The following is a 22,581-nucleotide window of genomic DNA, read 5'->3' as shown; positions in this document are numbered from 1 at the left end:
GGAAGCCTGGCAACTATAAGCCAAGGCTTCCATTTCGCTATACTAGTACGTTAAGTTCTTAAAATTGCTATTTAGTAAGCGCTCTGCAACCTCAACGGGTTTAGCAACGGTAATTCCTTCTATTAGTGCATTGTCAGAACCCGGTTTATTAGGAAGATAAAGCGGGCAAAGCTCTACTTTTGCGCCTAACTGAATTAACTTTTTAAGCATCATCGACGGTGAGGCGTCCATTGGCTTCATCGGTTTTGTTTCAGTGCTGCTTAGTGCTAAATCGCCCGCAGAACCACATAACGTTATATGTGCCTCTTTTCCATGCGCCTTTATCGTTTGAAGCGATAGCACCATGGCCATCATCTGAGCTTGTTCATTTTCTGATGTAATGACTACTGCTAGACCGTCTACTAAGTCGCTCTCTTTTGCCTCAACGAGGCCTGAAACGCTAGCTAAGAGCGCTCCTACAACAAGTGCTTTTAAAAATTTTGTCATCATTTCATTCCTAATTAATTTCATTAAACGATTAATCCGATGAAGCTATTCAAAAAAATACATTAGAAAAACCTCATAACTCACTATACATTAAATGTGTAAGTTAAATACACCTTTAAACAAAAGAGAGCTTAATCATGACGACAGAAATTCAAAACAACGTAACTTTCCCGCAACTTAACCGCCCTGCCCCTGACTTTTGTGCAAAGACAACGCACGGTGAAAAGTCACTTTCTGATTACAAAGGCAAGTGGTTAGTGCTTTTCTCTCACCCTGCTGACTTCACGCCAGTGTGTACTACTGAGTTTATTGGTTTTGCCAATGCAGCTGACAAGTTTGCTTCACTTAATACTGAGCTACTTGGCCTTTCCATCGACAGCACGCATTCGCACATTGCTTGGGTTCGCAATATTAAAGAGAAGTTTGGCGTAACCATTCCTTTCCCAATCATTGCTGACTTGTCGATGGAAGTAGCGAAGGCTTTCGGCATGGTTCAGCCTGGTGCCAGCGACACGTCTGCGGTTCGTGCAACTTTCATTATCGACCCAGAAGGTATTCTTCGCGCCATGGTGTATTACCCAATGAGCAACGGCCGTGCGGTTAGTGAGTTTGTAAGACTAGTTGAAGCATTACAAACCAGCGATGCAAACAGCTGTGCAACCCCTGAAAACTGGAAGGTTGGTGAAGAAGTGATTGTACCGCCTCCTCACACTATCGAAGATGCCGAAGGTCGCGAGTCTGCGGGCTACAATTATGTCGACTGGTACTTCTGTAAAAAAGCGCTGTAAGTAAAACGCTTTTATTGGTGGCATGATAGTCATGCCACCTAATTCTAAATTTAGGAGATCACCATGAATATTGAAATTACTTCTTTCTTAGACGATGACAGCGAAACCTTTACCTATGTAGTTGAAGATAAAGTTTCTTCAAAAGCGGTAATCATCGACCCGGTATTAGATTTTGACTACAGCGCGGGCCGCGTACATACCGCCAGTGCACAGAAAATTGCAGACTTTGTAGATGAACGAGGGCTTTCAGTAGAATGGGTTTTGGAAACCCATGCCCATGCTGCTCACTTATCAGCCGCACCATTTTTTAAGCGCAAATATAACACCCAAATTGGTATCGGCGCGCGCATTACTGAAGTACAGAAAATATTTAAAGCGCTGTTTAATTTAGAGAAAGAGTTTTTACCTAACGGTGCTCAATTCGATAGATTGTTTGAAGAGGGTGAGGTTCTTGAAGTGGGTAACATGCGCTTTGAGGTTATGCATGTACCGGGGCACACACCTGCAGACATTGCCTATTTACTTAATAACGAGTCGGTGTTTGTGGGTGACACAATGTTTATGCCGGACGTGGGTACCGCACGATGTGATTTCCCCGGTGGTAGCGCAACTACCCTGTACGACTCCATACATCGTATTTTGGCATTACCTGAAGAAACCAATATCTACGTTTGCCATGATTACCCCACTCAACATCGCACACATGAAAGTAAGGTAACAGTTGGCGAGCAGCGGGAATACAACATTCACGTTAAAGACGGTATTTCAAAGGATGAATTTGTAAAAATGCGTGAAGCGCGGGATGCGACGTTAAGTATGCCCAGACTTATTTTGCCTTCTATTCAAGTTAACGTGAGAGCCGGTGAGTTACCACCACCAGAAAGCAATAACGTTAGCTATATCAAAGTGCCTATTAATCAACTGTGAGGTGAACGATGAAAACGCCAAAGGTATTTATTAGCGAAGTGAAAGCTGCGGTTGAGGAAGTTACAGTAGACGATTTAATGGTGGCGCTGACCCAACCAGACGTTATTTTGATTGATGTTAGGGAAAGTGAGGAATACCAACACGGCCACATTAACGGCTCGGTGAATTTTCCTAGAGGCATGCTTGAAGCAAAAATATGTAGCCACCCACTTCTTGCCCATCATTGCGAGGAACAGGACGCAATTAACGACTTGGCGCAACGCAGTGTTTACCTAATTTGTAAGACAGGCGGCCGGTCTGCGTTGGCGGCTAAATCGTTAACTGATATGGGCCATAAGTATGTATTTTCTGTTGCCGGAGGTATGGATGAGTGGCAACGTAAACAGCTGCCATTAAGTCATTAATGTGCACGGTACAGTTGAGATACCTGATGAGACAGCAGTTCAAGCAAAATGTCTTTAGTTAAGCTTTCTACCCTGTCATTGGGTTTAGTTCTCATATTCTTACCTAACACTGTAATAGCAAATAAAACACCCGAACATAGCGTTAGAATAACGACTAATGTTCGGGTTAGATACGAATACGTAAATAATCAATTGCCTGCATCTAACGCAGCTGACGATGCAGTCGTAACAAGAATATCCACACATGCTGCTTACCAATATGGTCCACTTCAGTTTGAGGCTGAACTCATGGACAGCCGGATTTTTAAACAGGGCCAATATACGCCAGTGGGTACAGATGATTCTAATGCGTTAGAGCCCGTACAACTCGCTGCGTCTTGGCGAGGTGTAGTAGACGACGAAAATTTAGAAACGATTGCGTTAAAAGCAGGCCGGTTCACGATGGACGTGGGAAGCAGACGCCTCATAGCCAGAAATAGATTCAGGAATACGCTCAATACCTTCGACGGCGTAAAAATTGATGCCTTTCTATCAAACCTATCAATTACAGCGTTTTATACCTTACCTGTTACCCGAAAGCCTACTTTAGATATTCATCAAAGCATTAATGATAGGGAGCTTGACTCATCAAGTTCAGACGTGCGTTTCTATGGAATTCATGCAAGCCTAAAAACATCTGTTGGTGACGTCGAATTTTATGGGCTTCAAGATCAAGACTCACTAAATAGAACACAAAGACAAACCTTCGGTAATCTGGCCAACATAAAACTTTCACAACAATTAGGTATAAATTACGAAGTAGCTTTACAGCGCGGAGATTATCGATCACAACCCATTAGCGCTAACTTTTTCCACATAGCGCTATCTTCAAGGTTCAATCGAGCTAACGTGAATGTGTTTTATGATTTTGCATCGGGTGATGACACGTCAACAGACTCGTTTGAAGGTTTCAGCACACTGTTTGGTGCAAGAAGGTTCGAGTATGGGCCAACAGGAATTTTTGGCTTATTTGCGCGCAGCAATATGGCATCGATGGGCGTTTCGTCTGACATTCAATTAAATGAACGCAATCACCTTTTTATGCAGATACGTGCGTTCGATATACATCGAAGTAGCGTTTCAAGTCGTTTGAACGGCGAATTACTCGGTAATGGTGACTTTCTAGGTACGCTGTCTGAGCTACGTTTTCGAAGCCAAATAGCTGAAAGCGTGCAATTTGAGTCAGGAATAGCGCTTGCCAATCTAAACAGAAAAGTGGTCACTGGCGAACGACTCACTAGTTACGCCTATCTGCAGGCTAGCTATGCTTTTTGAGAGCCCCAACAAAACATTAAATATAGTTAACACATAAACCAATATGTATATTTAAAATATACATTTAAGAAGTTAGAGCGTAAAATACCGCTATCAGTCCTAAATAGGGTGAATTTATAACCTGATTGCGTTTATCTCTAAAAAGGCCAGCATTATGGAATTAGATCCTCTCGTACTGTCGAGAATACAGTTTGCATTTGTGGTGTGTTTTCACGCCATATTCCCAGTGTTTACTATTGGTCTGGCAAGTACTATTGCTGGATTTGAAACACTTTACTTCAAAACTGAAAACCCCATCTGGCAACGTTTGTCGAAATTTTGGATACAGGTTTTCGCCGTTGTTTTCGGTATTGGCGTGGTTTCAGGTATTGTTATGTCATTCCAGTTTGGTACTAACTGGAGTAACTTCTCGTATGCCACGGCTAACTTTTTAGGGCCTGTGCTAAGTTACGAAGTCATTACTGCTTTCTTCCTAGAAGCGGCGTTTCTTGGCGTTCTGCTTTTTGGTCGAGAAAAAGTACCGCAAGGGGTACACCTTTTTGCCGCTATCATGGTGGCAACAGGAACGTTTATCTCTTCATTTTGGATATTGTCAGCCAACTCACTGTTGCAAACCCCAGACGGCTTAGAGCTTATTGACGGCATCTACCACGTGAAATCTTGGGCTGATGCATTATTTACGGCCTCTTTCGGTTATCGCTTTACGCATATGGCCCTAGCCTCTTTCCTTACTGCTGCTCTTGTTGTAGCAGGCGTAAGTGCGTGGTTCATTTTGCAGAAACGTGAACTGGAAGCGAATAAAAAAGCGCTGTCGGTAGCGTTATGGTTCTTATTATTCCTTGCACCACTTCAAACGGTTGTTGGTGACTTCCATGGCTTAAACACCATGAAACATCAGCCTACAAAAGTTGCGGCTATGGAAGGTAACTGGGAGACCAGTACTGGAGTTCCCCTACTCCTTTTTGCAATTCCAGATAAAGAAGCGCAAACCAACCACTTTGAATTAAAAATTCCTAAGTTAGCCAGCTTCATACTAACTCATGACTGGGACGGTGAAGTGCCCGGATTGAAAGCAGTGCCAAAAGAAGAACAGCCGCCTGTGTTTGTCGTATTTTGGTCATTCAGGGTCATGGTTGGGCTTGGACTGCTGATGGTGTTGTTTGGTGTGTGGGGGCTTTTTTATAGAAAAGGCGGCAAAATTTATACATCACCTGTGTTCTTACAGGGCCTTAGACTGATGAGCATCAGCCCGTTCTTTGCGGTTCTAGCAGGTTGGATAGTTACTGAAGCTGGAAGAGCGCCTTGGCTTATTTATGGCCAAATGACACACGCAGAAGGGTTAACGCCTTCGCTAACCGGTGGCATGGCGCTATTCTCTTTAATTGGTTATGTGGTGGTATACGCACTGGTATTCAGCGCGGGTATTTACTACTTACTGAAAGTATTCAAAGGCGGCTTAGAAAAAGCTAACGCTCCTCATGAAATGGATGAAGTAGAACGTCCAGCCCGCCCATTTTCTGCTGGCCACGTGGCTATTGACGGAGACTTATAAAAATGGAACCAACATTTGATTTAACCTTAATTTGGGCTGGCATTATTGGTTTTGGGATCATGATGTATGTACTAATGGATGGCTTTGATTTAGGCCAAGGCATTTTGTACCCCTTCGCGCCTGACGAACAAGCGCGAGATAAAATGATGAACTCGGTGGCGCCAGTATGGGACGGCAATGAAACATGGCTTGTATTGGGGGGCGCAGGTCTACTTGCGGCTTTCCCGTTAGTTTATTCAGTCTTTTTACCCGCCCTTTATATTGGCGTGTTTTTAATGCTGGCTGGCCTTATTTTCAGAGGAGTTGCCTTTGAATTTAGGTTCAAGGCGAAAACTTCTAAGTACCTATGGAGCTATTCATTTTCTATCGGTTCGTTCATTGCGTCGTTCGCGCAAGGTGCGGTAGTGGGTGCCTATATTCAGGGTTTCGAAACTGAGGGATTTGCTTACTCAGGTGGCCCCCTTGATTGGTTAACGCCGTTTACCGTATTAACAGGTTTTGGTCTTGTTATAGGCTATGCGCTTCTTGGTAGCACCTGGCTCATTATGAAAACAGATGGTGCTGTACAACAATGGGCATACAAAATTACGCCCAAACTGCTTATCGCGTTGCTTATTGTATTTGGTGTGGTGTCTTTCTATACGCCTTATGTAGATAGCACAGCAATGGTCAGATGGTTTGAAGGCATTAGCATTATTTGGGCACTTCCGGTTTTAGTATTATTTTGTGCTTATGTGGTGTTTCGTTCGGTTAAAAAGCAGCAAGATGGCATGCCTTTCGTTGCCACCATGGGTATATTCTTGTTCAGCTACTTGGGTTTATTAGTGAGTAAATGGCCGTATATTGTTCCGCCAAACTTTACCATTTACGACGCCGCCTCTTCTTATAATTCGCAACTGTTCCTGTTGTTAGGCTTCTTGTTCGTTATTCCTATTGTATTAGCCTATACCAGCTGGACCTATTGGGTATTTAGAGGAAAAGTGGGCGACGCTGGTTATCATTAATCATGACTAGTAGTACCCCAAGTGCGCCTGATACCAAGGCTGTATCAGGCGTGCAGTTTTTAAAAGAGCAAGTGATTAGCCAGCGCTCACTTTTGAACCAGTCAGTGCTTTATGGTTCGCTTGGGTCAGTACTCATGATAATGCAGTGGCTGTTGGTTGCACTAATTGCACACGACACGCTCGTGAACAAGTCCCCTATCAGTACTATGCCAGGCTACTGGCTGCTACTTTTAGCCGTAAGTGTTGTAAAACCGATATTCACATGGAAACAAACAAACCTAGCGCAAGACGCAAGCGCTAATGTAAGAAACCTTTTGAGGAATACATTACTTAAACGGTGGAGTGCCACCAGCCCTGTTGCGTTACAAAGCCTATCTAACGGCGCATTGGCGTCGCAGTGGATTGAAGATATCGAAGCTACCGATGGCTATTTTTCTCGTTATTGGCCGCAGCAAATGCTTGCTGTGATAACCCCACTGTTTATTCTTATCACCGTTGCCTATTTAAATTGGCTTTGTGCCATTTTGCTCTTAGTATCAGCGCCTCTCATTCCACTATTTATGATTTTAGTGGGCATGGGTGCAGAACACGTGAACGAAAAGTATGCGCTATTAAGACAACGATTGGCAGGCCACTTTCTTGATCGTGTAGCGAACCTCTCAACTATTGCGCTTTTAGGTGCTCAGGAAACTATGTCTGATGAGGTTGCTAAGCGCGGTGACACTTATCGTAACGTTGTTATGAAAACACTTAAGTTGGCGTTCCTTTCTTCAACCGTGCTCGAATTTTTCACCAGCGTAGCCATAGCAAGCCTTGCTATTTATATTGGTTTTTCACTTTATGGAGCAATAAATTGGGGGCCCGCACAGTCGTTAACGCTGTTTTCAGGGCTTGGTATTTTACTGCTTGCACCTGAGTTCTTTAAGCCTCTGCGCACTCTATCTACTTACTATCACGACAGAGCCAGCGCTTTAGGCGCCGCTAATAATATTGTGTCTTCACTGCAGCATTTGGAAGAACAGGAAGCAGTATTAGGCGACAGCGATGCCAGACAGGTTACGGCTTCAAATGATGTTACTCGCTTGATGCTAAAAGACGCCATAATCGGGTATAACGGCAATAAACAGAAGAAGCCTGCTCTCAACTTTTCATTTTCCGGGCGAGGCTTGCTGGTTTTCTCTGGCGAATCGGGGTGTGGCAAAACTACTCTTCTCAATACTATTGCAGGCTATTTACACCCAGTTTCTGGCAGCGTTGAAGTAGCGCTTAAAGAAGCAAACTCCATTACCTACTTGCCTCAGAAGGCATGGATTAAAAACGCTACAGTTCGAGATAATTTATCCGTCACCGCCGCCTTCGCATCAGATGAAGAGATGTTAAGGGTTCTTGAAAAGCTTGAATTGTCAGATGAGCTTCTAACACATCATAACGGGCTAGACACCGTGATCGGTGAGCATGGGCAAGGGTTATCTGGAGGACAAATGCAGCGTATTGCGCTAGCAAGAGTACTATTAAATTCACCCGAACTCATTTTGCTTGATGAGCCCACGGCAAGCTTAGACATAAAAAGTAGGCTCGTAATTATAGAGGCTTTAGACGAGCTTAAAAGCCGCGCCCTTGTAGTGGTTGCAACGCACGACAGTGAACTTATTGCAAAAGCCAGTAATCATTTTGACTTAACCAATAAGGCCTAACGGTAATATGAAGTTTTGGTTTTCAATTATCTTTAAGAATGAGCGTAAACGCCTGCTAATTGGGCTCTTTTGGTCGTTTTTTACCATGCTTTCTGGCGTGGGGTTGCTGGCGCTTTCCGGTTGGCTTATTACTGCCACAGCGTTAGCTGGAATAGCCATAGGTGCGGGTTTAATTGTAAAGCTTGATATGTATATGCCGGGCTCTGGGATCCGCTATTTTGCGCTTAGTCGAACCATTGGCCGATACATTGAAAGGCTATACAATCACGACACTATACTAAGGTTAATTGCGACATATCGAGTCACGATATTTAATGCGCTTTCCCATAAGCCACTTCACGATGTTAGGCAAACGTCTGACAGCGAGTGGTTAAGCCGGCTAACCTCAGACTTAGATGCCCTTGATAGCATCTTAATCCGCTACACCATTCCAACTCTTGCCACAGGGCTTCTTTTGGGTGTGGTGAGCCTATTTTTGTGCTTTATCTGGTTTGATTTTGGTATTGTTTTTCTAGTTGCTTCTACACTAGCGTGGTTGCTTCTTATACTGTTTTCGATACGACAAACCAGAGGTGCCGCTTCGCAAGCCATTTCGCACCTAAACCACACTAGAGAAACATTGATTAGCCATCTCAAGGGCGCGTTTGTGCTCAATAGCCAGCATTTGATGAGTTATCACTCACAAGATACTACCCAGGCACTCTCGCAATTTGAACAACATCACAATATTTTGCAAAAACGTATTGCTCGAATTCAGGTGGTAACCGATTCAATATTTGGTATTGCGCTTGTAGCTACGCTTTATGCCAGCCTATGGGCTGTAAACCAACACATTATTGAGGGGCCAACAGCTATCATGTTGGCACTTTTGTTTATTGGTGTGGCTGAATTACTACAAACTACCCCAGAACAGTTCAGTACATGGGGAAAAACCGACTATGCAAGTCAGCGATTATCAGCCTTGGCCAATGAAAGCAGTGATAACGATAGCTCTGATATCACGGCGATAAGCGAAGTGTCTTGCACGATAAGCAATCACCCACATATTCCCGCGAGTGCGTCACGCACCATAAGCTTTAATTTGAGTGATAGCACCCCTCTTTTTATCACAGGGCGCTCTGGCTCTGGCAAATCAACCTTGGCCAAGCTTATGTTCAAGCTTGTACCGTTAGATAAATCGAACGCTAGCGTTGCGATAAATAACACTTCTGTACAAAACATTTCGTCAGACAGCTTATATCGCCATTGTGCCTATCTAGAGCAAACCTCTTCGTTATTGTCTGGCAGTTTGTACTACAACTTGACGTTGGGGCTTGAAAGCATAGAAGACAATAGAGTGTTCGATGTACTTTCGCTAGTAGAGCTACAAGCGTGGGCTGATTCACTTCCCGAGGGATTGAATACCTGGTTAGGTGAAGGTGGAGCAAAGGTCTCTGGTGGGCAGGCAAGGCGTATTTGTTTGGCTAGGTTATTACTTAGAAACCCAGAGCTTATTGTATTAGATGAGCCGTTTAATGGCCTAGATAGCGCTATGGCCGAACGCATCTTTATGCGTATATTGCCTTGGCTGGTGTTACGAAAATCTATTGTTTTACTTCATGAAGTGCCCTTGTTTATCGAGCAGCAAAGTATTGATTATCGCTCGCTTAATGTGGATTTATCTGCAGCGTAAAATTTGAGGCGCCGTTTATTTAACGAATGCTGGCGCCTATGCGTTCATTATCCTGTCTCGCTGTTAACGTATGAAGCGGCAAGCAAAAAGGATAAGTTAAAAGTCGAAACCAACAGCCAAACCAGCAACCTTTGAACTTCCAACGCCCTCATGGTAATCAAAATGAAATTGCGGCGAAAAGGTATACCCGCTATATCGAAATTCATACAAGGCACCTAGTCGTGAAACAAAGAACTCATGTTCAGAGGTGTACTCGTAGCCAGGACCCACCTGAATAATAAACTCATCGGTGAGATGTATATCTGCCACTGCAAGCACAGTTAGTGCGTCTAATGAGCCAAATGCGTACTCCACTACACTACCTAAACCTAATAACGGTGAAACTCTGTATTCGTAATCGATACCAACTGTTTCACCTTTACCATGTTCAGAAAAATCCGTATGACCGATAAATAACGAGACATGATTAGGACTATGTTCATGCTCTGAAGCGTCTGTGGAGAACGCCTGAACAGACAATATCAGTAACAAGAAACCGTACTTTAAAGCTAAGCGGTGTGAATTTAGGCGTATCGTTTTCATATGGTTTACTCCTGAGTGACGTTCCGCTGTTTTATTTAACGCAAACGCGCGTCTGTGCGTGTGGTGAAAGTCTTTTTATTCATTACTGGCATCTTGAATACGCCTGCTTAAGAGCCAGCCTGCGGCATAAAGACCAACTGAGAAAATAAAATGGGATAACAGTACCTTCGACTGAAGCATGGCGGGGTTAGGTGTGTGTAAGCCTGCGATACCATATCCCATTCCTGGATACATAAGGAAAAAAGGAATACTGCACGTTGCAAAACCCACAATAAACGCTGGCAAGAAAGATGGTTTCAGCACCCATTTAACGCCGGTAAAAATGAGCATAAGCAAAGCAAACCCGACGCCAATCGCATAGTGACCAAACCACCCCAGCAGTAATTCACCCTTTCGCGGCTCCGCGGTTTTAATTGATTCATGGGAAAATACGCCGTCTGTCATATAAATAACCCATCGCCCAATAAATTCATACCGCGTTAGTGGCTTATCTAGGACGATATGTTGCAGATAGTTCACAGCGTCTAAAAAGGCGGTTGCTGCTACACCGAGCACTATTGATAAGATCAAGAGTGTGGTTCTGTCATCTTTGTTTGTTAAAGCGAGATCCATGATCAATTACCTAAGTTGAGCCGACAGGCTAAGCTGAATATTCCTACCCATACCTAATGCATCCAACCCCAAAATAACGCTCGTAGGCCCACGTACTACATCAATTCTATAGGCATTAACGGGGCCAACGGTTGGTGCATGTCTAATTCCAAACTGTTGAAAGTCCTGAGGCACACCATCTTGCAACACTCGCACGCGGTTACCGGTTAAGCCTCTTATAACTGGCTTGCCCGCTTGCCCGCTTGCCCGCTTGTACTTACCGTATCTACTCCGGCCATATGTGCAATTGAGAAATTAAAAAAAACGCCACCTCTAAGAGGTGGCCAAGTAGTTTCGACCATATCCAAAATGGAAAAGACATGAAGTGCCTCGTAATGAGTTAAGCGATATCCAATTTTGAACTTCGCTAACTCACTACACCTGATAATATATATTTCATATACACATTACAATATTAAATAAGAGTTTGTTTATATTTAATATTGATTTTTAAATTGGGAGGAGTACGAAAGATTGGGCAAGGTATATGTTACTTAACATCCCCGCCAGATAGATGACGTTGAGATCTGGATTTTCGGGTCAAACTGTTATTAGAACAAAAAAGCTTTAGCCCAATTCACTGGGCTAAAGCTTCCTGTCACATATAGTTACGAGTTATTTATTAACGTGCTGTGTTTCTGGTTTAGCCAGCCACTCTCTGCCTTTTAGCATACCTTCCCAATAAATGGGGGGCAGCAACTTTTCTTTTAAATACCATGCTAGGCGCGACGGCTTCGTGCCATCGAGTACCCACGTTGGCATGCTGTTAAGTATTTTCCCGCCATAGCCAAATTCAGCCAATATCACTTTGCCGCGTTCTACAGTGAGCGGGCAGCTGCCATAACCGTTGTAAATGGCTTTATCTGTTTGTACACCGCGCTCGTAAAGCAAGTTATTGGCAACCACCGGGGCTTGCATGCGCGCCGCAGCGGCTGTTTTAGCATTAGGGGCGTTTATGGCGTCGCCAAGGGCAAAGATATTGGGGAACGACTTGTGCTGTAGCGTTGATTGGTCGACATCAATCCAACCGTTACCATCTACAAGCGGGCTAACTTTTATAAAGTCTGGCGGAGACTGGGGCGGAACCGCGTGCAGCATGTCGAATTCAGTTTCAACAAGCGGGGCGTCTGGGTCTGCCACCTTTTTAAATGAAGCCACTTTTGCTTTGCCATCAACCTTCACCAGCTGGTGTTCAAAGTTGAGCGTTGCGTGATATTTTTTGACGTATTCCATAAGTGCCGGCACGTATTCTTTTACACCAAAAAGTACGGCGCCCGTGTTGTAGAACTCAACGTTAATGTTATCTAGCACGCCTTCTTTAAACCAATGGTCGCAAGACATATACATGGCTTTTTGCGGCGCACCTGCACACTTAATTGGCATTGGCGGCTGTGTAAATACCGCCTTTCCCTTTTTAAGGTTTTTCACCAATTCCCATGTGTAGGGCGCCAAGTCAAAACGGTAGTTTGACGTCACACCATTTTCGCCCAGGGTTTCACTTAAGCCTTCCACTTTATTCCAATCTAGCTTAATGCCGGGGCAAACCACTAGGTGTTCGTATTTAATGGTGCGGCAGCCGTCTACCACAATCATGTTTTCTTTTGGCGCAAAGGCCGCTACGCCGGCTTTTATCCACCTAACGTTGTTTGGTATCACAGACGCTACGGTGCGCACCGTGTCGTTGGCGTTAAATACGCCACCGCCTACTAACGTCCAGCCAGGCTGGTAGTAGTGCACTTCATTGGGCTCTACTATGGCGATATCTAAATCTGGGCATCGCGATTTCAAACTTGATGCTACGGCAACACCACCCGCGCCAGCCCCTACTATCACTACAGCATGAGAGTGATCGGCATGATCACTGGGCGTTTCGCCGCCGTTTTTTAGGCGTCGCACTACCCCGCTTAGGTCGTAGCCGGCTTTTTGTGAAAGACCGAGTATCTCTTCATAAGAAAGGGTTTTGGTTGCGGTCATTGCCCATAGCGTAATAGAGCGCGTGCCTGTTCTGCAGTAGGCAAATACCGGGCCTTCTAGCTTTTGTAAGTTCGCTTCAAATTTTATTGCGTCTTGCTGAGTTACTTTTCCGCTAACTACTGGCTGATACACGCAGGGCATGCCCAATAAGGATGCTTTTGCTTCTATTTCAGAAAAGGTGGGCTGGTCTGCACCTTCACCGTCAGGGCGGTTACAAATAATAGATTTGAACCCTGCTGCTTTGATTACCTCGATGTCATCAACTGAAATTTGAGGGCAGACAGATAGCTGTTGTGTTACGTTGGCGTATTGCATAACTCACCCCTTCAAATGGCATTTACAGGAATTTTAATGAACTGCTTACCGCCTTCAGATTTTTCGCCAAACTGGCCGTTTCGAAGGTTTGCTTGAATAGCGGGTAACAGTAGTTTGGGTACCGCAAGGGTTGCATCTCTTGCCTCGCGTTTTTCCACATATTCCTGAAGCGTAACTTCTGGGCGAATTTGCTTGTTCGTTTCCTTGGCTTCTTTGATAGATACTGTTGATAGCGGCGCTGTACCTTCTTTGGGATAGTCGTGACCAAGATAAACAGTGGTGTCGTCAGGCAGGGTGAAGAAGCGCTGAATGGTGTTGTAAAGTTGCTCTGCACTGCCACCCGGGAAGTCGCATCGTGCTGTACCTAAGTTGGGGGCAAACATGGTGTCGCCCACAAATATTTTGCCGTCTACTAAGAAGCTTGCACAGGCTGGGGTATGCCCCGGCGTATGCCATACTGTCACTTCATATTCGCCGATATTGAACGTGTCGCCTTCTTCGAACAGCACATCGAACTGACTGCCATCGCTTGGCGTGTCATTGGCCGTTTCAAATACATCTAGCCAGGTATTTAGCACCGTTTTAATACCTGAGCCAATACCAATTTTGCCGCCAATTATAGACTTTAAGTAGTGCGCAGCCGTAATGTGGTCGGCGTGTACGTGGGTTTCTAGAATCCACTTATTAGTAAGCTGGTTTTGGTTAATGAAGTCGATAACTTTGTCGGCGCTTTCCATTGACGCGCGACCCGAAAAGATATCGTAGTCAGCAACCGAGTCTATCACGCCACACTCTTTGGAAGCGGGGTCGAATAGCACGTAGGTAAACGTGGCCGTTTTGTTATCGTAAAATGTTTCAACGTTCATGGGTGTTCTCCTAAAGAAGCTCTTTGGTCATGATAAAAACGGCAATAACTAGAGTGAAAAATGCAAAGAACTTCTGCAAAGCTGCACCGTCTAGTTTTCCCGCTACCTTCGTGGAGACTGCCATCCCAATAAACGTGGCTACCAACATAAGCGGCAGCAAAGGCATCTCCAATTGAATTCCGGTTTGTAGGTCGCCAATGAAGCCAAGTAACGACTTTAAGGCGATAATGAATAAAGACGCGCCCACCGCGTTTTTCATGGGCATGCCTAAAATAAGTACCAAAGCAGGTATAATAAGAAAGCCCCCACCCGCGCCGAGTATGCCGGTGATAACTCCCACCACTGCGCCTTCAATAACTATCAACCCTACGTTAGGTTGTTTTTTCTCAACGACATCTGCTACCGGGCCCGATTTGCTGTAAGCCTTTTTCAACATCATGGCGGCCGAGGCCAACATCAGTGCAGCAAAGAGCACCATGATGCCCAGGTTCTTATCTATGGTTAGCGATTGAAAAGAAATAGTTTCGGGAATGGCGGGCATTAGGTAGGCCCTTGAAAGATAAACAGCAATGATGGAAGGCACGGCAAATAAAATAGACGCTTTAACGTCTACTAGACCTTCTTTGAAATACCTTACCGCGCCGAATGCGGCTGTGGCACCCACAATAAGCAAAGAATAGCCGGTAGCGATATCTGGCGTGACGCCCATTAAGTAAACGAGGATAGGCACGGTGAGGATAGAACCCCCTCCACCTATTACGCCTAAAACCATTCCCATAAGAACAGCAGCGATGTAGCCAAGAATAATCATATCGACACCTTATTTCATTTTGTTATATGATAGAACAAAATATACAATAAAGTATATTCTAAATATATATTTAATTTTCAGGGTGCTGTAAAATTGCTAGATTACGTTAATCGTTTTTTTAGATATCCCATGAAAATCAATACTTTTACTAATTTAGCGTTTCGTGTTTTGATCTATCTCGCGCTACGCAAAAACCAAACTGTAAAGACCAGTGAAATAGCAGACGCGTACTTTGTGTCTTTCAATCACTTAAAAAAGGTCATCACTTTGCTAATTGACCAGGGATATATCATTGGTACGAAAGGGCGCGGTGGCGGCATTCGGTTGGCGAAAGAAGCCAACCTAATAAACATAGGCGAGGTTTTTAGATTAACTGTTGAAGATGTAGCGTTAGCTGAGTGTTTTGCATCGCCAACGAATAAATGCGTTATTTCGCCAACATGTCGCTTGAAGACAATTCTTCAAGACGCTGCGGATAAATTCATAAGCGAGCTTGATCAATTCACGCTTCATGACTTGGTTAAAGACAGAGAGGGTGCATTAGCGATGCACCTTGCCATCGATTTTATAGAAGTTGAGTAGAAGTTTTTAAGGCTTCTATTTGTACTGTGTTTATTCGCGATAGCGTCATTTAACTTGGGCATCGCGCGGGTAGATTTAGGAGAGGAAATTGGAAAACTGGACATCAACCCCCTTTGAGCCATTTGCCGGTTTGGCAGGCGGACTGCTTATCGGCTCGTCGGTGGTATTGCTGCTATATACGCTTGGTCGTATAGCAGGCATCTCAGGTATTGCAGCAGGCGCAATGACGCAACAAGGCTCGGAACGTTACTGGCGGCTGGCATTTTTAGCAGGCATTGTTTTGTCTGCCGTACTTTATATTGCGTTTACCGGTGGCATGCAGGTACAAACTCAGATGGGGTCGGCGTGGTTGGTAGTAGCAGGCTTACTAGTAGGCTTTGGTACACGCCTTGGTTCTGGCTGCACGTCGGGCCATGGTGTAGCAGGCCTTTCAAGGTTATCACCCCGTTCTATTGTTGCCACGCTCACGTTCATGTGTGCGGCTGTCATTACCACCACAATCATCAGACATCTGTAAATTTATTGGAGGAGAAAAACCATGAGAGTCATTATCGCCTCACTAATTTGTGGACTGTTGTTCGGCTTAGGCCTTCTGATATCAGGTATGAGCAACCCTGCCCGCGTGCTTAACTTTTTAGATTTAAGCGCCAATTGGGATGCCACGTTAGCGTTCGTAATGGGCGGTGCTATTTTGGTGGCTGCACCAGGTATGTATTGGGTGCGCAAGCGCAACAAGCCTTTGTTTGCCGATAAGTTTGATATTCCAACCAGCACAACTATCGACGCTAAGTTAATACTGGGGTCTGCCGCTTTCGGTATTGGTTGGGGTATCAGCGGCTTTTGCCCAGGGCCTGCTGTGGTAGCTATCGCCTCACTTCAAGCTGATGTGCTGTTGTTTGTAGGTGCTATGATCGTTGGCATGCTGGCGCAGCATTGGTTGAAGCCTAAATCGGCTTAAAACATAACGGCCTCTTTTTGCGGCTTTATCCCCTGGTGGGGATAAAGTCATAATTATCCCCACCAAGGGATAAACCGTGGCTGCCACTTACAAAAAGTGCAAATGGCTCACTTAACGATTTGCGGTTTTCCCTTTCAATAAGCCCACACCCAATGCGGCCATGGTTACCGCGATAACGCCGTTTAGATAGTTAAAAAAGGCATAGGGTGCATAGTCGAGAACCTCAACCCCAAGGGTGGCAGAATAGAATGCTCCCGCTGTTGTCCAAGGTATAAGGCCTGTGGTCATGGTGGCGCCCTCTTCTACCGACCGTGACAGCACAGCAGGGTCGAGGTTTTGTTGTTCATATTTCGATTTGAACAACTGGCAATTTAATATGATTGAGATGTAGGCTTCGCCCATAGCCACATTGCCCAAAAAGCCAGAGGCTATGGTTACCGCTATTAAGCTTGCCGTGCGTTTTACCCGTTTAATAATACCGGCCAACAGGGCTGCCAAAAAGCCAGCACCATGCAATATGCCGCCTAATGCTATTGCCATTAGGGCGAGTAATAGCGTCCAGCTCATACTGCTGATGCCGCCCCGGCCTAATAGTGCGTCTAGATTCGCAATTCCCGTGTTTTGAGGGGTATTTTCCCACAGTGCATTAAGTACATGTATTGTATTAGTATCTTGATAAAAAATAGCAATAACCACGGCAAGCAGAATACTGGACGACATGGTCACTTCAGCGGGTACTTTCTTAATGCTTAACACCGTAAGCAACACCAGTGGTAACAGTGTTATGGAAGGCGCAAGGTTATAATGCGTGGCAAGCGCTGCCTTAATTTCAAATACCTGGTCGACGTTTAAACTTTGATTTGCATAGCTAAAACCTAATACTAAAAAAATGACCAGTGTGAGAAGGAAGCTAGGCAACGTTGTAAACAGCATGGCATACATATGCCGATAAAGGTTCGTGCCTGCGCTCATCGCAGCAAGGTTGGTGGTATCAGAGACTGGCGACATTTTATCCCCAAAGGTCGCCCCACATACCACCATTGCAGCCACTATAGGCGACGGTATATTCATAGCCTCGCCAATCCCCATCAAAACTACGCCCATAGTGCCCACGGTGCCCCACGACGTGCCTGTTGACACCGACATTATCGCACACAGTATTAATCCCACCGCTAGAAACACACTGGGATTTAGCCAACTTAACCCGTAATAAATGAGGGTTGAAATAGTGCCGCTTTGCATAAAGCTGGCGATAACCATACCAATTAAAATGAAGATATAAATTGCCGGCATCGCCCGCGTTAATGCGCTTGTCATTAATTCGCGAATTTGCAGGTACGTGTAGCCCAAACTAAAAGCATTCGCCCCAGCCCACAGCAAACATAAAAATATGAGCGCGTGTAGGCTAATACCTAAGCCGAACAACCCACCTGCTATTAGCGCAACAATAACGCTAAAACAAAGCAGTGACTGAGCAAAATTCGGAGTACGTAAAGACTGAGGCGACATTGAAGACACGTTGATACGCTTAAAAATTAAGTAGTGAAGAACAGTATAACTATTTTTATATAACTTGTGATTAAGTAAAACAAAGCGTGTGAGAAAGGGCTCGCCTGCATTTCATTATTTCAAAGTCTTCAGCAATCATGGCTTCTATGTAACCAGCAAAGCGGACCTAAGCCTGGCTATAACGAGCCATGGCGAAGTGATATGTGGAACTATGTGCTTTGCAATAAATCATTTCCCTCCCTACTCCAGATTGTCAGAAGGTAAGCCCCCAGCTGGAATGAATGTTAAAGCAAATACACACACTACAGATGGAATGAAATTATGCCTTGGCACTGGCCTGAACATGATAAAAAGCAGGGAATAAGTGAAGCGCAAACTCTCGCTATCATGACGTCTTTAGTGGGCAAATTAGAACCAGCATTACGAGCATCTTTGAAGGAAGCCAATATGCTTTTTGACAAAGAGGTTGGTGAGGCTATAACCGAGGACACACTGACATGTTTGCGCAAAATAGTTCACTTTTTAAAGAGATAGTTGGTAGGCGCTGATAATTTGATGCTTACCAAAGCTCGCCTGTAGTTTTTGCCCTTCTAAAAGCGCGATATCTATTTTCATAACGGTAGCCTTGCATTCAATTAAACTAATGAACAATATGTTGATCCTGAGAGGAGTTGTGCGCGGAGTCAAGGTTATTGTGTGCTTTGACGCTAACGATAGTAAAGCACCGTTGTTAAACGGCATTTATCAACACGATGCAGCGCAAATTAATGTACAACGTATCGCATTAAAGTGGAGTTAAACAAAAAACAAATTTAACTTTTTACATTATCAATATTCGTTTCATTACCAAAATACAGCTTTACGAGCTTACGCTTACTTCTACTGATAGGCAGTTTTGCGCCATAAGGCATTTCACACCACGCGTCACTGCCTGAAATATGCACCCTAATAACGTGATCTTTATGCACCCAGTGAGAACGATGAATTAATATACCTTCATCGTCTAAGGCGTGTGCTATTTGGTTTAGCGCACCAAGTATGAGTGTATTCCCTTTTGTGGTTTTCACGTTCACATAATGAAGTTCGGAGCTTATAGAAATTATATCTCGGCCAAGCACTTTCGGAAGTCTTTCGTAAAATTCAGCCTTTAGCTTTTTCCGCTTTTCTAGTTCTAGTTCTTTTTCGGTTTTAGGCCGGCTATGTCGTTCAGGCGTATTATCTTTCTCGTTAGGTAGTTTATAAGTAACCTTTAAAAGTAATGGAATGTTTATTAAAAACCATAGCGTAATAATGCCAGGTGTCACTTCAAGAAATTCTGATATTACCCGAAAGAAAGGGCCTTTCTGATCGAGCATATCAACCCAACTGTCCGGCTCATCTTCTAAGCCGGGAAACCAATAATCGATTGATGCAAAAATAGGAGAAACAAGCACGGCCCCCAAAAGACCAGATATAAGTAGTAATAAGTACAAAGGAAATTGCTTGGGTGGCATCTTGGTGGTTACGTAGCTAGCAAACATTAACCCCAGTAACGCAGCCGAAATTTGCAGAAACCAGAATAGCAATCGTTGGAAAAAGTTTAGGCCGTAAGAAGATTCCGGCTCCATTAACGTAAACAACAGGGTGAGGCCAAATGCTGTAACGGCAAATCCACTCTTTAACGGTGCCCTGCCTAAAACTGTATCGCTAACTAACACTTACTGCGCTCCTAGGTTCGTATCACATACATTTATACAGTGAACACTCAACGAAATACCCCTTTTTTGTATTAACGGTTAGTTTTTTTCACAAGTTGCTAGTGGAAATGGTCGAATAATCGTTGGCCATTCATACATAAAATCAACAGCTTCTACATTTTCGATATGCACCGCCGAACGGTCGTCTATACTCATGCCCATGTTAAACCAAATATCTGCGTTACTAGCGCGGCCTGTTATTTAGCGTATCGGATGATTCAAAAACACTGATTAACCATGGCGCGAAACTCAATAGTAAACTCGGCTGTTTGATGTGTTGCGCAACTAAGAACTTACAATTAAAAATAACAATGTGGAGTTACTGTTACATGAAAAAGGCTATCTCATTTGTATTGTGTATTTACTGCCTCACTTTTCAATTGGCTTCGGCACAGGAGAACAATGCTGCACTGGTTCCTTTGCCATCGCTAGACGACTTTACTAAGGGGGAAGACGGTTGGAGCTTTGGCCTTGGCTTAGGTATTGAATACGAAACCGCATACGAAGGCTCGGATGAGTTTGGGTTAGAACTTCAACCTGCAGGAGCCGTGCAGTGGCGCAGCGGTGATAATATTTTTTATTTTGCCGGAGAGGCATTTGGCTGGCGAGGACTTCAAGGTGACAAATGGCTGTTAGAAGCCTTATTAGGTTTTGAAGAGGGCCGAGAAGAAGGCGACTCTGACGATGGCAACCTTGATGGCTTAGGTGAACAAGACGAAGGATTTGAATTGGTACTTCAAGCTCGACGTTCATTTACTGATGACTGGCGTTACTGGTTGGTTGGCCGAGTGGTAACCGGCGGAGACGGAAATTTAGGGTTATTTGGCATAGGCCGCCGCTTTGGCGACCACATTGACGGTACCGGCCATGAAATAAACTTAGTAGCCGTGTTTCATGATAGTGAATATGCCAATAGAGGTTTCGGCATAAACGCCGAGCAAGCGCAAGCCTCTGGATTGGCTGAAACTAACTTAAGCGGTGGCCTGCGTTCCATTGGCGTTGACTATAGTTTTCGACACTATATCAATGACAGTTGGCAGCTTTATGGCGAGGCACTTTTTGAGTATTACAGTAGTGACGTGCAAGATAGCCCTATCGCGCGAAGCGATTACGAAACTGAAGTGGGCGTGGGTTTTATTTATATTTTTTAGGGTGTAGTGAGCTTTGCTTTCTACATTTTCATGTATGAATCGTGGCCATTTGTGGAATTTCTATTCAGCGCCGCTCCAATTGTCTCGATTTGTGAGGCTATCGTTTCACCCACATATGGCCAAAACTCCTTGCGATTTAAGGTACGTTCGCGGATATCTTTAGGGACAAATCGTAACATTTCTCTCTCAAAGTGAAATTTCGTCTCATCCGACGCCAGAATGGATCCAACGTGTATCTTTATATTTTTGAGAAAACCTTTCTGAGTTTTACCACGCATCACAAGCTTCTTTTTTACCAGTGAAGCTTCAATCGGAACGTTCTGTTGGCTTAGCCACGCTAAGTCCCACACGTCCCTTGGTTTTATCCGGTGCTCTCGAAACGCTAACGCAATCAGATTGTCGGCCAGTATCTCTTTGCTGCTTTGTACCGGAAGATGCTTACGTGTTGGGACAACTCATTAAAGCCAAGCGAACGGCGATGGGTATGGTGAAGCGCGAAAGCTCTTAGCTGATCATCTCGGTATCTCAGAAAGAAACGTCTATTCCCAAGTCAGAGCCATTGGCAATGATCTGGCAGGGGCCTTTTTATTTAAGGCGAGTGAACAGGAGTCAGAAGTTTCACCAGATGCAAATGAGCCACAATATAGAGTAATCGAGCCTGACGAGCTAACCAAGCGGCTTGCCAGTAAGGAAGATATTTAGTAACTCGAGCTCAAAGCGTACTACTTGGTCACAACGTGGTCACAGGTCGCTTTTGGGCAAGTTGTAACGAAATAAAGCGAAGGACAAACAAGAGGGAAATGGCCCGCCCTAGAGGATTCGAACCTCTGGCCTCGGCCTCCGGAGGGCCGCGCTCTATCCAGCTGAGCTAAGGGCGGTTTGTGTAAACAATGTAGTAACTTTGTGGCGTTTGCACTAATGAACTGCGGTGTTAAACGTATAATGCGAACGGGGCGTAATAATACTTATGGCACGGGCTGGCATCAACTCATTTATTAAAATCTCTTCAGGTAGCTTGGCTTTAGTGTTAAAAATCCTTACTTTTTATGGGTAATTGGCTTCAAATAGTTGTTCAGCCCTAATTTACCGTTATAATCTGGCCAGTTATATTTTAAACAAATTCATCATTGCCTGGAGACAGATGTGAAATTAAAGACTTGGTTAACTGTGGCTGCTACTGCGCTAACTGTTTTTGCAGCACAAGCACAAGAAATGAGTAACGATGAAATTGCCGAGCGTATTAAACCGCTAGGCCAGGTACACGTGGCGGGCGCAGCAGCTCAAGGCAGCGCGGCAGCAGCTGGCGGCGCAAAGTCTGGTGAAGACGTTTACAACTCAGCGTGTGTTGCATGTCACGCAGCGGGCGTACTAGGTGCACCCAAGCTTCAAAACGCAGCTGACTGGCAACCTCGTTTAGATGATCGCGGTCTTGACGGTGTATGGCAAAACGCATTAAACGGTATTAACGCCATGCCTCCTCGCGGCACATGCGGAAACTGTTCTGATGACGAAATTAAAGCTGCAATCGAGTACATGATTGAAGGTATCTAATACCCGCACAATCCCTACAACTTGATGGAAAAAGTAGCGTTTTACCTACTTATC

Annotated in this window: 25 protein-coding genes and 1 tRNA gene; 15 read left to right on the top strand and 11 right to left on the bottom strand. The window is 44.6% G+C overall.

Going from position 1 to position 22,581, the window contains the following annotated elements; genetic code table 11:
- Positions 1–42 precede the first annotated feature (42 nt).
- Positions 43–486, bottom strand: coding sequence for a hypothetical protein (locus tag JC525_RS14740; protein ID WP_198816498.1), 444 nt, complete (start codon positions 484–486; stop codon positions 43–45).
- A gap of 137 nt (positions 487–623) precedes the next feature.
- On the opposite strand from JC525_RS14740, the gene JC525_RS14735 reads away from it, so the two are divergent.
- The 8 genes from JC525_RS14735 to JC525_RS14700 all read left to right on the top strand — a co-directional run bounded on the left by JC525_RS14735 (position 624) and on the right by JC525_RS14700 (position 9,841).
- Positions 624–1,274, top strand: coding sequence for a peroxiredoxin (locus JC525_RS14735; RefSeq protein ID WP_198816497.1), 651 nt, complete (start codon positions 624–626; stop codon positions 1,272–1,274).
- Positions 1,275–1,337: 63 nt separating this feature from the next.
- Positions 1,338–2,201 (top strand): MBL fold metallo-hydrolase, encoded by an 864-nt coding sequence (locus JC525_RS14730; protein ID WP_198816496.1) that lies wholly within the window; start codon positions 1,338–1,340, stop codon positions 2,199–2,201.
- A gap of 8 nt (positions 2,202–2,209) precedes the next feature.
- Entirely contained in the window at positions 2,210–2,605 is a 396-nt protein-coding gene (locus JC525_RS14725) for a rhodanese-like domain-containing protein (protein ID WP_015065873.1), read from the top strand.
- A gap of 48 nt (positions 2,606–2,653) precedes the next feature.
- A complete protein-coding gene (locus JC525_RS14720) occupies positions 2,654–3,919 on the top strand; it encodes an alginate export family protein (protein WP_198816495.1) in 1,266 nt (421 codons plus the stop codon).
- A 154-nt stretch (positions 3,920–4,073) separates the two neighbouring features.
- The gene (locus tag JC525_RS14715) at positions 4,074–5,471 is read left to right on the top strand and encodes a cytochrome ubiquinol oxidase subunit I (protein ID WP_198816494.1); all 1,398 of its coding nucleotides are present in this window, start codon (positions 4,074–4,076) and stop codon (positions 5,469–5,471) included.
- 2 nt (positions 5,472–5,473) lie between these two features.
- The gene (gene cydB, locus JC525_RS14710) at positions 5,474–6,475 is read left to right on the top strand and encodes a cytochrome d ubiquinol oxidase subunit II (protein ID WP_198816493.1); all 1,002 of its coding nucleotides are present in this window, start codon (positions 5,474–5,476) and stop codon (positions 6,473–6,475) included.
- 2 nt (positions 6,476–6,477) lie between these two features.
- The gene (gene cydD / locus JC525_RS14705; RefSeq protein ID WP_198816492.1) at positions 6,478–8,169 is read left to right on the top strand and encodes a thiol reductant ABC exporter subunit CydD; all 1,692 of its coding nucleotides are present in this window, start codon (positions 6,478–6,480) and stop codon (positions 8,167–8,169) included.
- A 7-nt stretch (positions 8,170–8,176) separates the two neighbouring features.
- Positions 8,177–9,841: an amino acid ABC transporter ATP-binding/permease protein gene (locus JC525_RS14700; protein WP_198816491.1), complete on the top strand. Its 1,665-nt coding sequence runs from the start codon at positions 8,177–8,179 to the stop codon at positions 9,839–9,841.
- A gap of 96 nt (positions 9,842–9,937) precedes the next feature.
- Here JC525_RS14700 and JC525_RS14695 read toward each other — a convergent pair whose 3' ends face one another.
- The 6 genes from JC525_RS14695 to JC525_RS14670 form a co-directional block, all read right to left on the bottom strand.
- Positions 9,938–10,423 (bottom strand): hypothetical protein, encoded by a 486-nt coding sequence (locus tag JC525_RS14695; protein ID WP_198816490.1) that lies wholly within the window; start codon positions 10,421–10,423, stop codon positions 9,938–9,940.
- Positions 10,424–10,498: 75 nt separating this feature from the next.
- Entirely contained in the window at positions 10,499–11,035 is a 537-nt protein-coding gene (locus JC525_RS14690) for a DUF2938 family protein (protein WP_198816489.1), read from the bottom strand.
- 6 nt (positions 11,036–11,041) lie between these two features.
- Positions 11,042–11,230: a TonB-dependent receptor plug domain-containing protein gene (locus tag JC525_RS14685; protein WP_332874118.1), complete on the bottom strand. Its 189-nt coding sequence runs from the start codon at positions 11,228–11,230 to the stop codon at positions 11,042–11,044.
- 459 nt (positions 11,231–11,689) lie between these two features.
- Entirely contained in the window at positions 11,690–13,363 is a 1,674-nt protein-coding gene (locus JC525_RS14680; RefSeq protein ID WP_198816488.1) for a TIGR01244 family sulfur transferase, read from the bottom strand.
- An 11-nt stretch (positions 13,364–13,374) separates the two neighbouring features.
- Positions 13,375–14,229 carry an MBL fold metallo-hydrolase gene (locus JC525_RS14675; RefSeq protein ID WP_198816487.1) on the bottom strand — a complete coding sequence of 285 codons (855 nt, stop codon included), beginning with the start codon at positions 14,227–14,229 and terminating at the stop codon, positions 13,375–13,377.
- A gap of 10 nt (positions 14,230–14,239) precedes the next feature.
- Positions 14,240–15,040: a sulfite exporter TauE/SafE family protein gene (locus JC525_RS14670; protein ID WP_198816486.1), complete on the bottom strand. Its 801-nt coding sequence runs from the start codon at positions 15,038–15,040 to the stop codon at positions 14,240–14,242.
- Between the two features lie 129 nt (positions 15,041–15,169).
- Here JC525_RS14670 and JC525_RS14665 point away from each other — a divergent pair, with 129 nt between their 5' ends.
- The 3 genes from JC525_RS14665 to JC525_RS14655 all read left to right on the top strand — a co-directional run bounded on the left by JC525_RS14665 (position 15,170) and on the right by JC525_RS14655 (position 16,580).
- Positions 15,170–15,622 carry an RrF2 family transcriptional regulator gene (locus JC525_RS14665; protein WP_071950432.1) on the top strand — a complete coding sequence of 151 codons (453 nt, stop codon included), beginning with the start codon at positions 15,170–15,172 and terminating at the stop codon, positions 15,620–15,622.
- An 88-nt stretch (positions 15,623–15,710) separates the two neighbouring features.
- Positions 15,711–16,139: a YeeE/YedE family protein gene (locus tag JC525_RS14660; RefSeq protein WP_198816485.1), complete on the top strand. Its 429-nt coding sequence runs from the start codon at positions 15,711–15,713 to the stop codon at positions 16,137–16,139.
- Between the two features lie 21 nt (positions 16,140–16,160).
- Entirely contained in the window at positions 16,161–16,580 is a 420-nt protein-coding gene (locus JC525_RS14655; RefSeq protein ID WP_198816484.1) for a DUF6691 family protein, read from the top strand.
- A gap of 111 nt (positions 16,581–16,691) precedes the next feature.
- Here JC525_RS14655 and nhaC read toward each other — a convergent pair whose 3' ends face one another.
- On the bottom strand, positions 16,692–18,089 hold the full coding sequence (gene nhaC, locus JC525_RS14650) for a Na+/H+ antiporter NhaC (RefSeq protein WP_198816483.1): 1,398 nt from the start codon (positions 18,087–18,089) through the stop codon (positions 16,692–16,694).
- Between the two features lie 321 nt (positions 18,090–18,410).
- Here nhaC and JC525_RS14645 point away from each other — a divergent pair, with 321 nt between their 5' ends.
- The gene (locus JC525_RS14645) at positions 18,411–18,623 is read left to right on the top strand and encodes a hypothetical protein (protein WP_198816482.1); all 213 of its coding nucleotides are present in this window, start codon (positions 18,411–18,413) and stop codon (positions 18,621–18,623) included.
- Positions 18,624–18,901: 278 nt separating this feature from the next.
- Here the strand turns inward: JC525_RS14645 and JC525_RS20200 are convergent, their stop codons facing one another.
- On the bottom strand, positions 18,902–19,786 hold the full coding sequence (locus tag JC525_RS20200; RefSeq protein WP_198816481.1) for a LytTR family DNA-binding domain-containing protein: 885 nt from the start codon (positions 19,784–19,786) through the stop codon (positions 18,902–18,904).
- A gap of 368 nt (positions 19,787–20,154) precedes the next feature.
- Here JC525_RS20200 and JC525_RS14635 point away from each other — a divergent pair, with 368 nt between their 5' ends.
- Positions 20,155–20,976 (top strand): MipA/OmpV family protein, encoded by an 822-nt coding sequence (locus tag JC525_RS14635; protein ID WP_198816480.1) that lies wholly within the window; start codon positions 20,155–20,157, stop codon positions 20,974–20,976.
- Between the two features lie 20 nt (positions 20,977–20,996).
- Here JC525_RS14635 and JC525_RS14630 read toward each other — a convergent pair whose 3' ends face one another.
- On the bottom strand, positions 20,997–21,368 hold the full coding sequence (locus JC525_RS14630) for a nucleotidyl transferase AbiEii/AbiGii toxin family protein (RefSeq protein WP_332874119.1): 372 nt from the start codon (positions 21,366–21,368) through the stop codon (positions 20,997–20,999).
- Between JC525_RS14630 and JC525_RS19960 the strand changes: the two genes are divergently transcribed.
- A complete protein-coding gene (locus JC525_RS19960) occupies positions 21,275–21,484 on the top strand; it encodes a hypothetical protein (protein WP_233095219.1) in 210 nt (69 codons plus the stop codon). The two genes, JC525_RS14630 and JC525_RS19960, sit on opposite strands and share 94 nt — an antisense overlap.
- Positions 21,485–21,777: 293 nt before the next feature.
- Here JC525_RS19960 and JC525_RS14625 read toward each other — a convergent pair.
- Positions 21,778–21,854: transfer RNA gene (locus JC525_RS14625), tRNA-Arg, on the bottom strand.
- A gap of 265 nt (positions 21,855–22,119) precedes the next feature.
- Between JC525_RS14625 and JC525_RS14620 the strand changes: the two genes are divergently transcribed.
- On the top strand, positions 22,120–22,527 hold the full coding sequence (locus JC525_RS14620) for a c-type cytochrome (protein ID WP_198816479.1): 408 nt from the start codon (positions 22,120–22,122) through the stop codon (positions 22,525–22,527).
- The last annotated feature ends 54 nt before the right edge of the window (positions 22,528–22,581 follow it).

The sequence above is a fragment of the Alteromonas sp. IB21 genome, assembly GCF_016405965.1.
GTDB lineage: Bacteria > Pseudomonadota > Gammaproteobacteria > Enterobacterales > Alteromonadaceae > Alteromonas.
The sequence above is the reverse complement of the archived record's forward strand: the minus strand, read 5'-3'. Positions and strand labels throughout refer to the sequence as shown.

Bases quoted from the DNA above. Each gene is read 5' to 3' on its own strand.
- JC525_RS14690 (WP_198816489.1), bottom strand. From the start codon at position 11,035: ATGGATCTCGCTTTAACAAACAAAGATGACAGAACCACACTCTTGATC.
- JC525_RS14675 (WP_198816487.1), bottom strand. From the start codon at position 14,229: ATGAACGTTGAAACATTTTACGATAACAAAACGGCCACGTTTACCTAC.
- JC525_RS14715 (WP_198816494.1), top strand. From the start codon at position 4,074: ATGGAATTAGATCCTCTCGTACTGTCGAGAATACAGTTTGCATTTGTG.
- nhaC (WP_198816483.1), bottom strand. From the start codon at position 18,089: ATGTCGCCTCAGTCTTTACGTACTCCGAATTTTGCTCAGTCACTGCTT.
- cydD (WP_198816492.1), top strand. From the start codon at position 6,478: ATGACTAGTAGTACCCCAAGTGCGCCTGATACCAAGGCTGTATCAGGC.
- JC525_RS14680 (WP_198816488.1), bottom strand. From the start codon at position 13,363: ATGCAATACGCCAACGTAACACAACAGCTATCTGTCTGCCCTCAAATT.
- JC525_RS14700 (WP_198816491.1), top strand. From the start codon at position 8,177: ATGAAGTTTTGGTTTTCAATTATCTTTAAGAATGAGCGTAAACGCCTG.
- JC525_RS14740 (WP_198816498.1), bottom strand. From the start codon at position 486: ATGACAAAATTTTTAAAAGCACTTGTTGTAGGAGCGCTCTTAGCTAGC.
- JC525_RS14635 (WP_198816480.1), top strand. From the start codon at position 20,155: ATGAAAAAGGCTATCTCATTTGTATTGTGTATTTACTGCCTCACTTTT.
- cydB (WP_198816493.1), top strand. From the start codon at position 5,474: ATGGAACCAACATTTGATTTAACCTTAATTTGGGCTGGCATTATTGGT.
- JC525_RS14655 (WP_198816484.1), top strand. From the start codon at position 16,161: ATGAGAGTCATTATCGCCTCACTAATTTGTGGACTGTTGTTCGGCTTA.
- JC525_RS14720 (WP_198816495.1), top strand. From the start codon at position 2,654: ATGTCTTTAGTTAAGCTTTCTACCCTGTCATTGGGTTTAGTTCTCATA.
- JC525_RS14670 (WP_198816486.1), bottom strand. From the start codon at position 15,040: ATGATTATTCTTGGCTACATCGCTGCTGTTCTTATGGGAATGGTTTTA.
- JC525_RS14695 (WP_198816490.1), bottom strand. From the start codon at position 10,423: ATGAAAACGATACGCCTAAATTCACACCGCTTAGCTTTAAAGTACGGT.
- JC525_RS14730 (WP_198816496.1), top strand. From the start codon at position 1,338: ATGAATATTGAAATTACTTCTTTCTTAGACGATGACAGCGAAACCTTT.
- JC525_RS14665 (WP_071950432.1), top strand. From the start codon at position 15,170: ATGAAAATCAATACTTTTACTAATTTAGCGTTTCGTGTTTTGATCTAT.
- JC525_RS14735 (WP_198816497.1), top strand. From the start codon at position 624: ATGACGACAGAAATTCAAAACAACGTAACTTTCCCGCAACTTAACCGC.
- JC525_RS14645 (WP_198816482.1), top strand. From the start codon at position 18,411: ATGCCTTGGCACTGGCCTGAACATGATAAAAAGCAGGGAATAAGTGAA.
- JC525_RS14725 (WP_015065873.1), top strand. From the start codon at position 2,210: ATGAAAACGCCAAAGGTATTTATTAGCGAAGTGAAAGCTGCGGTTGAG.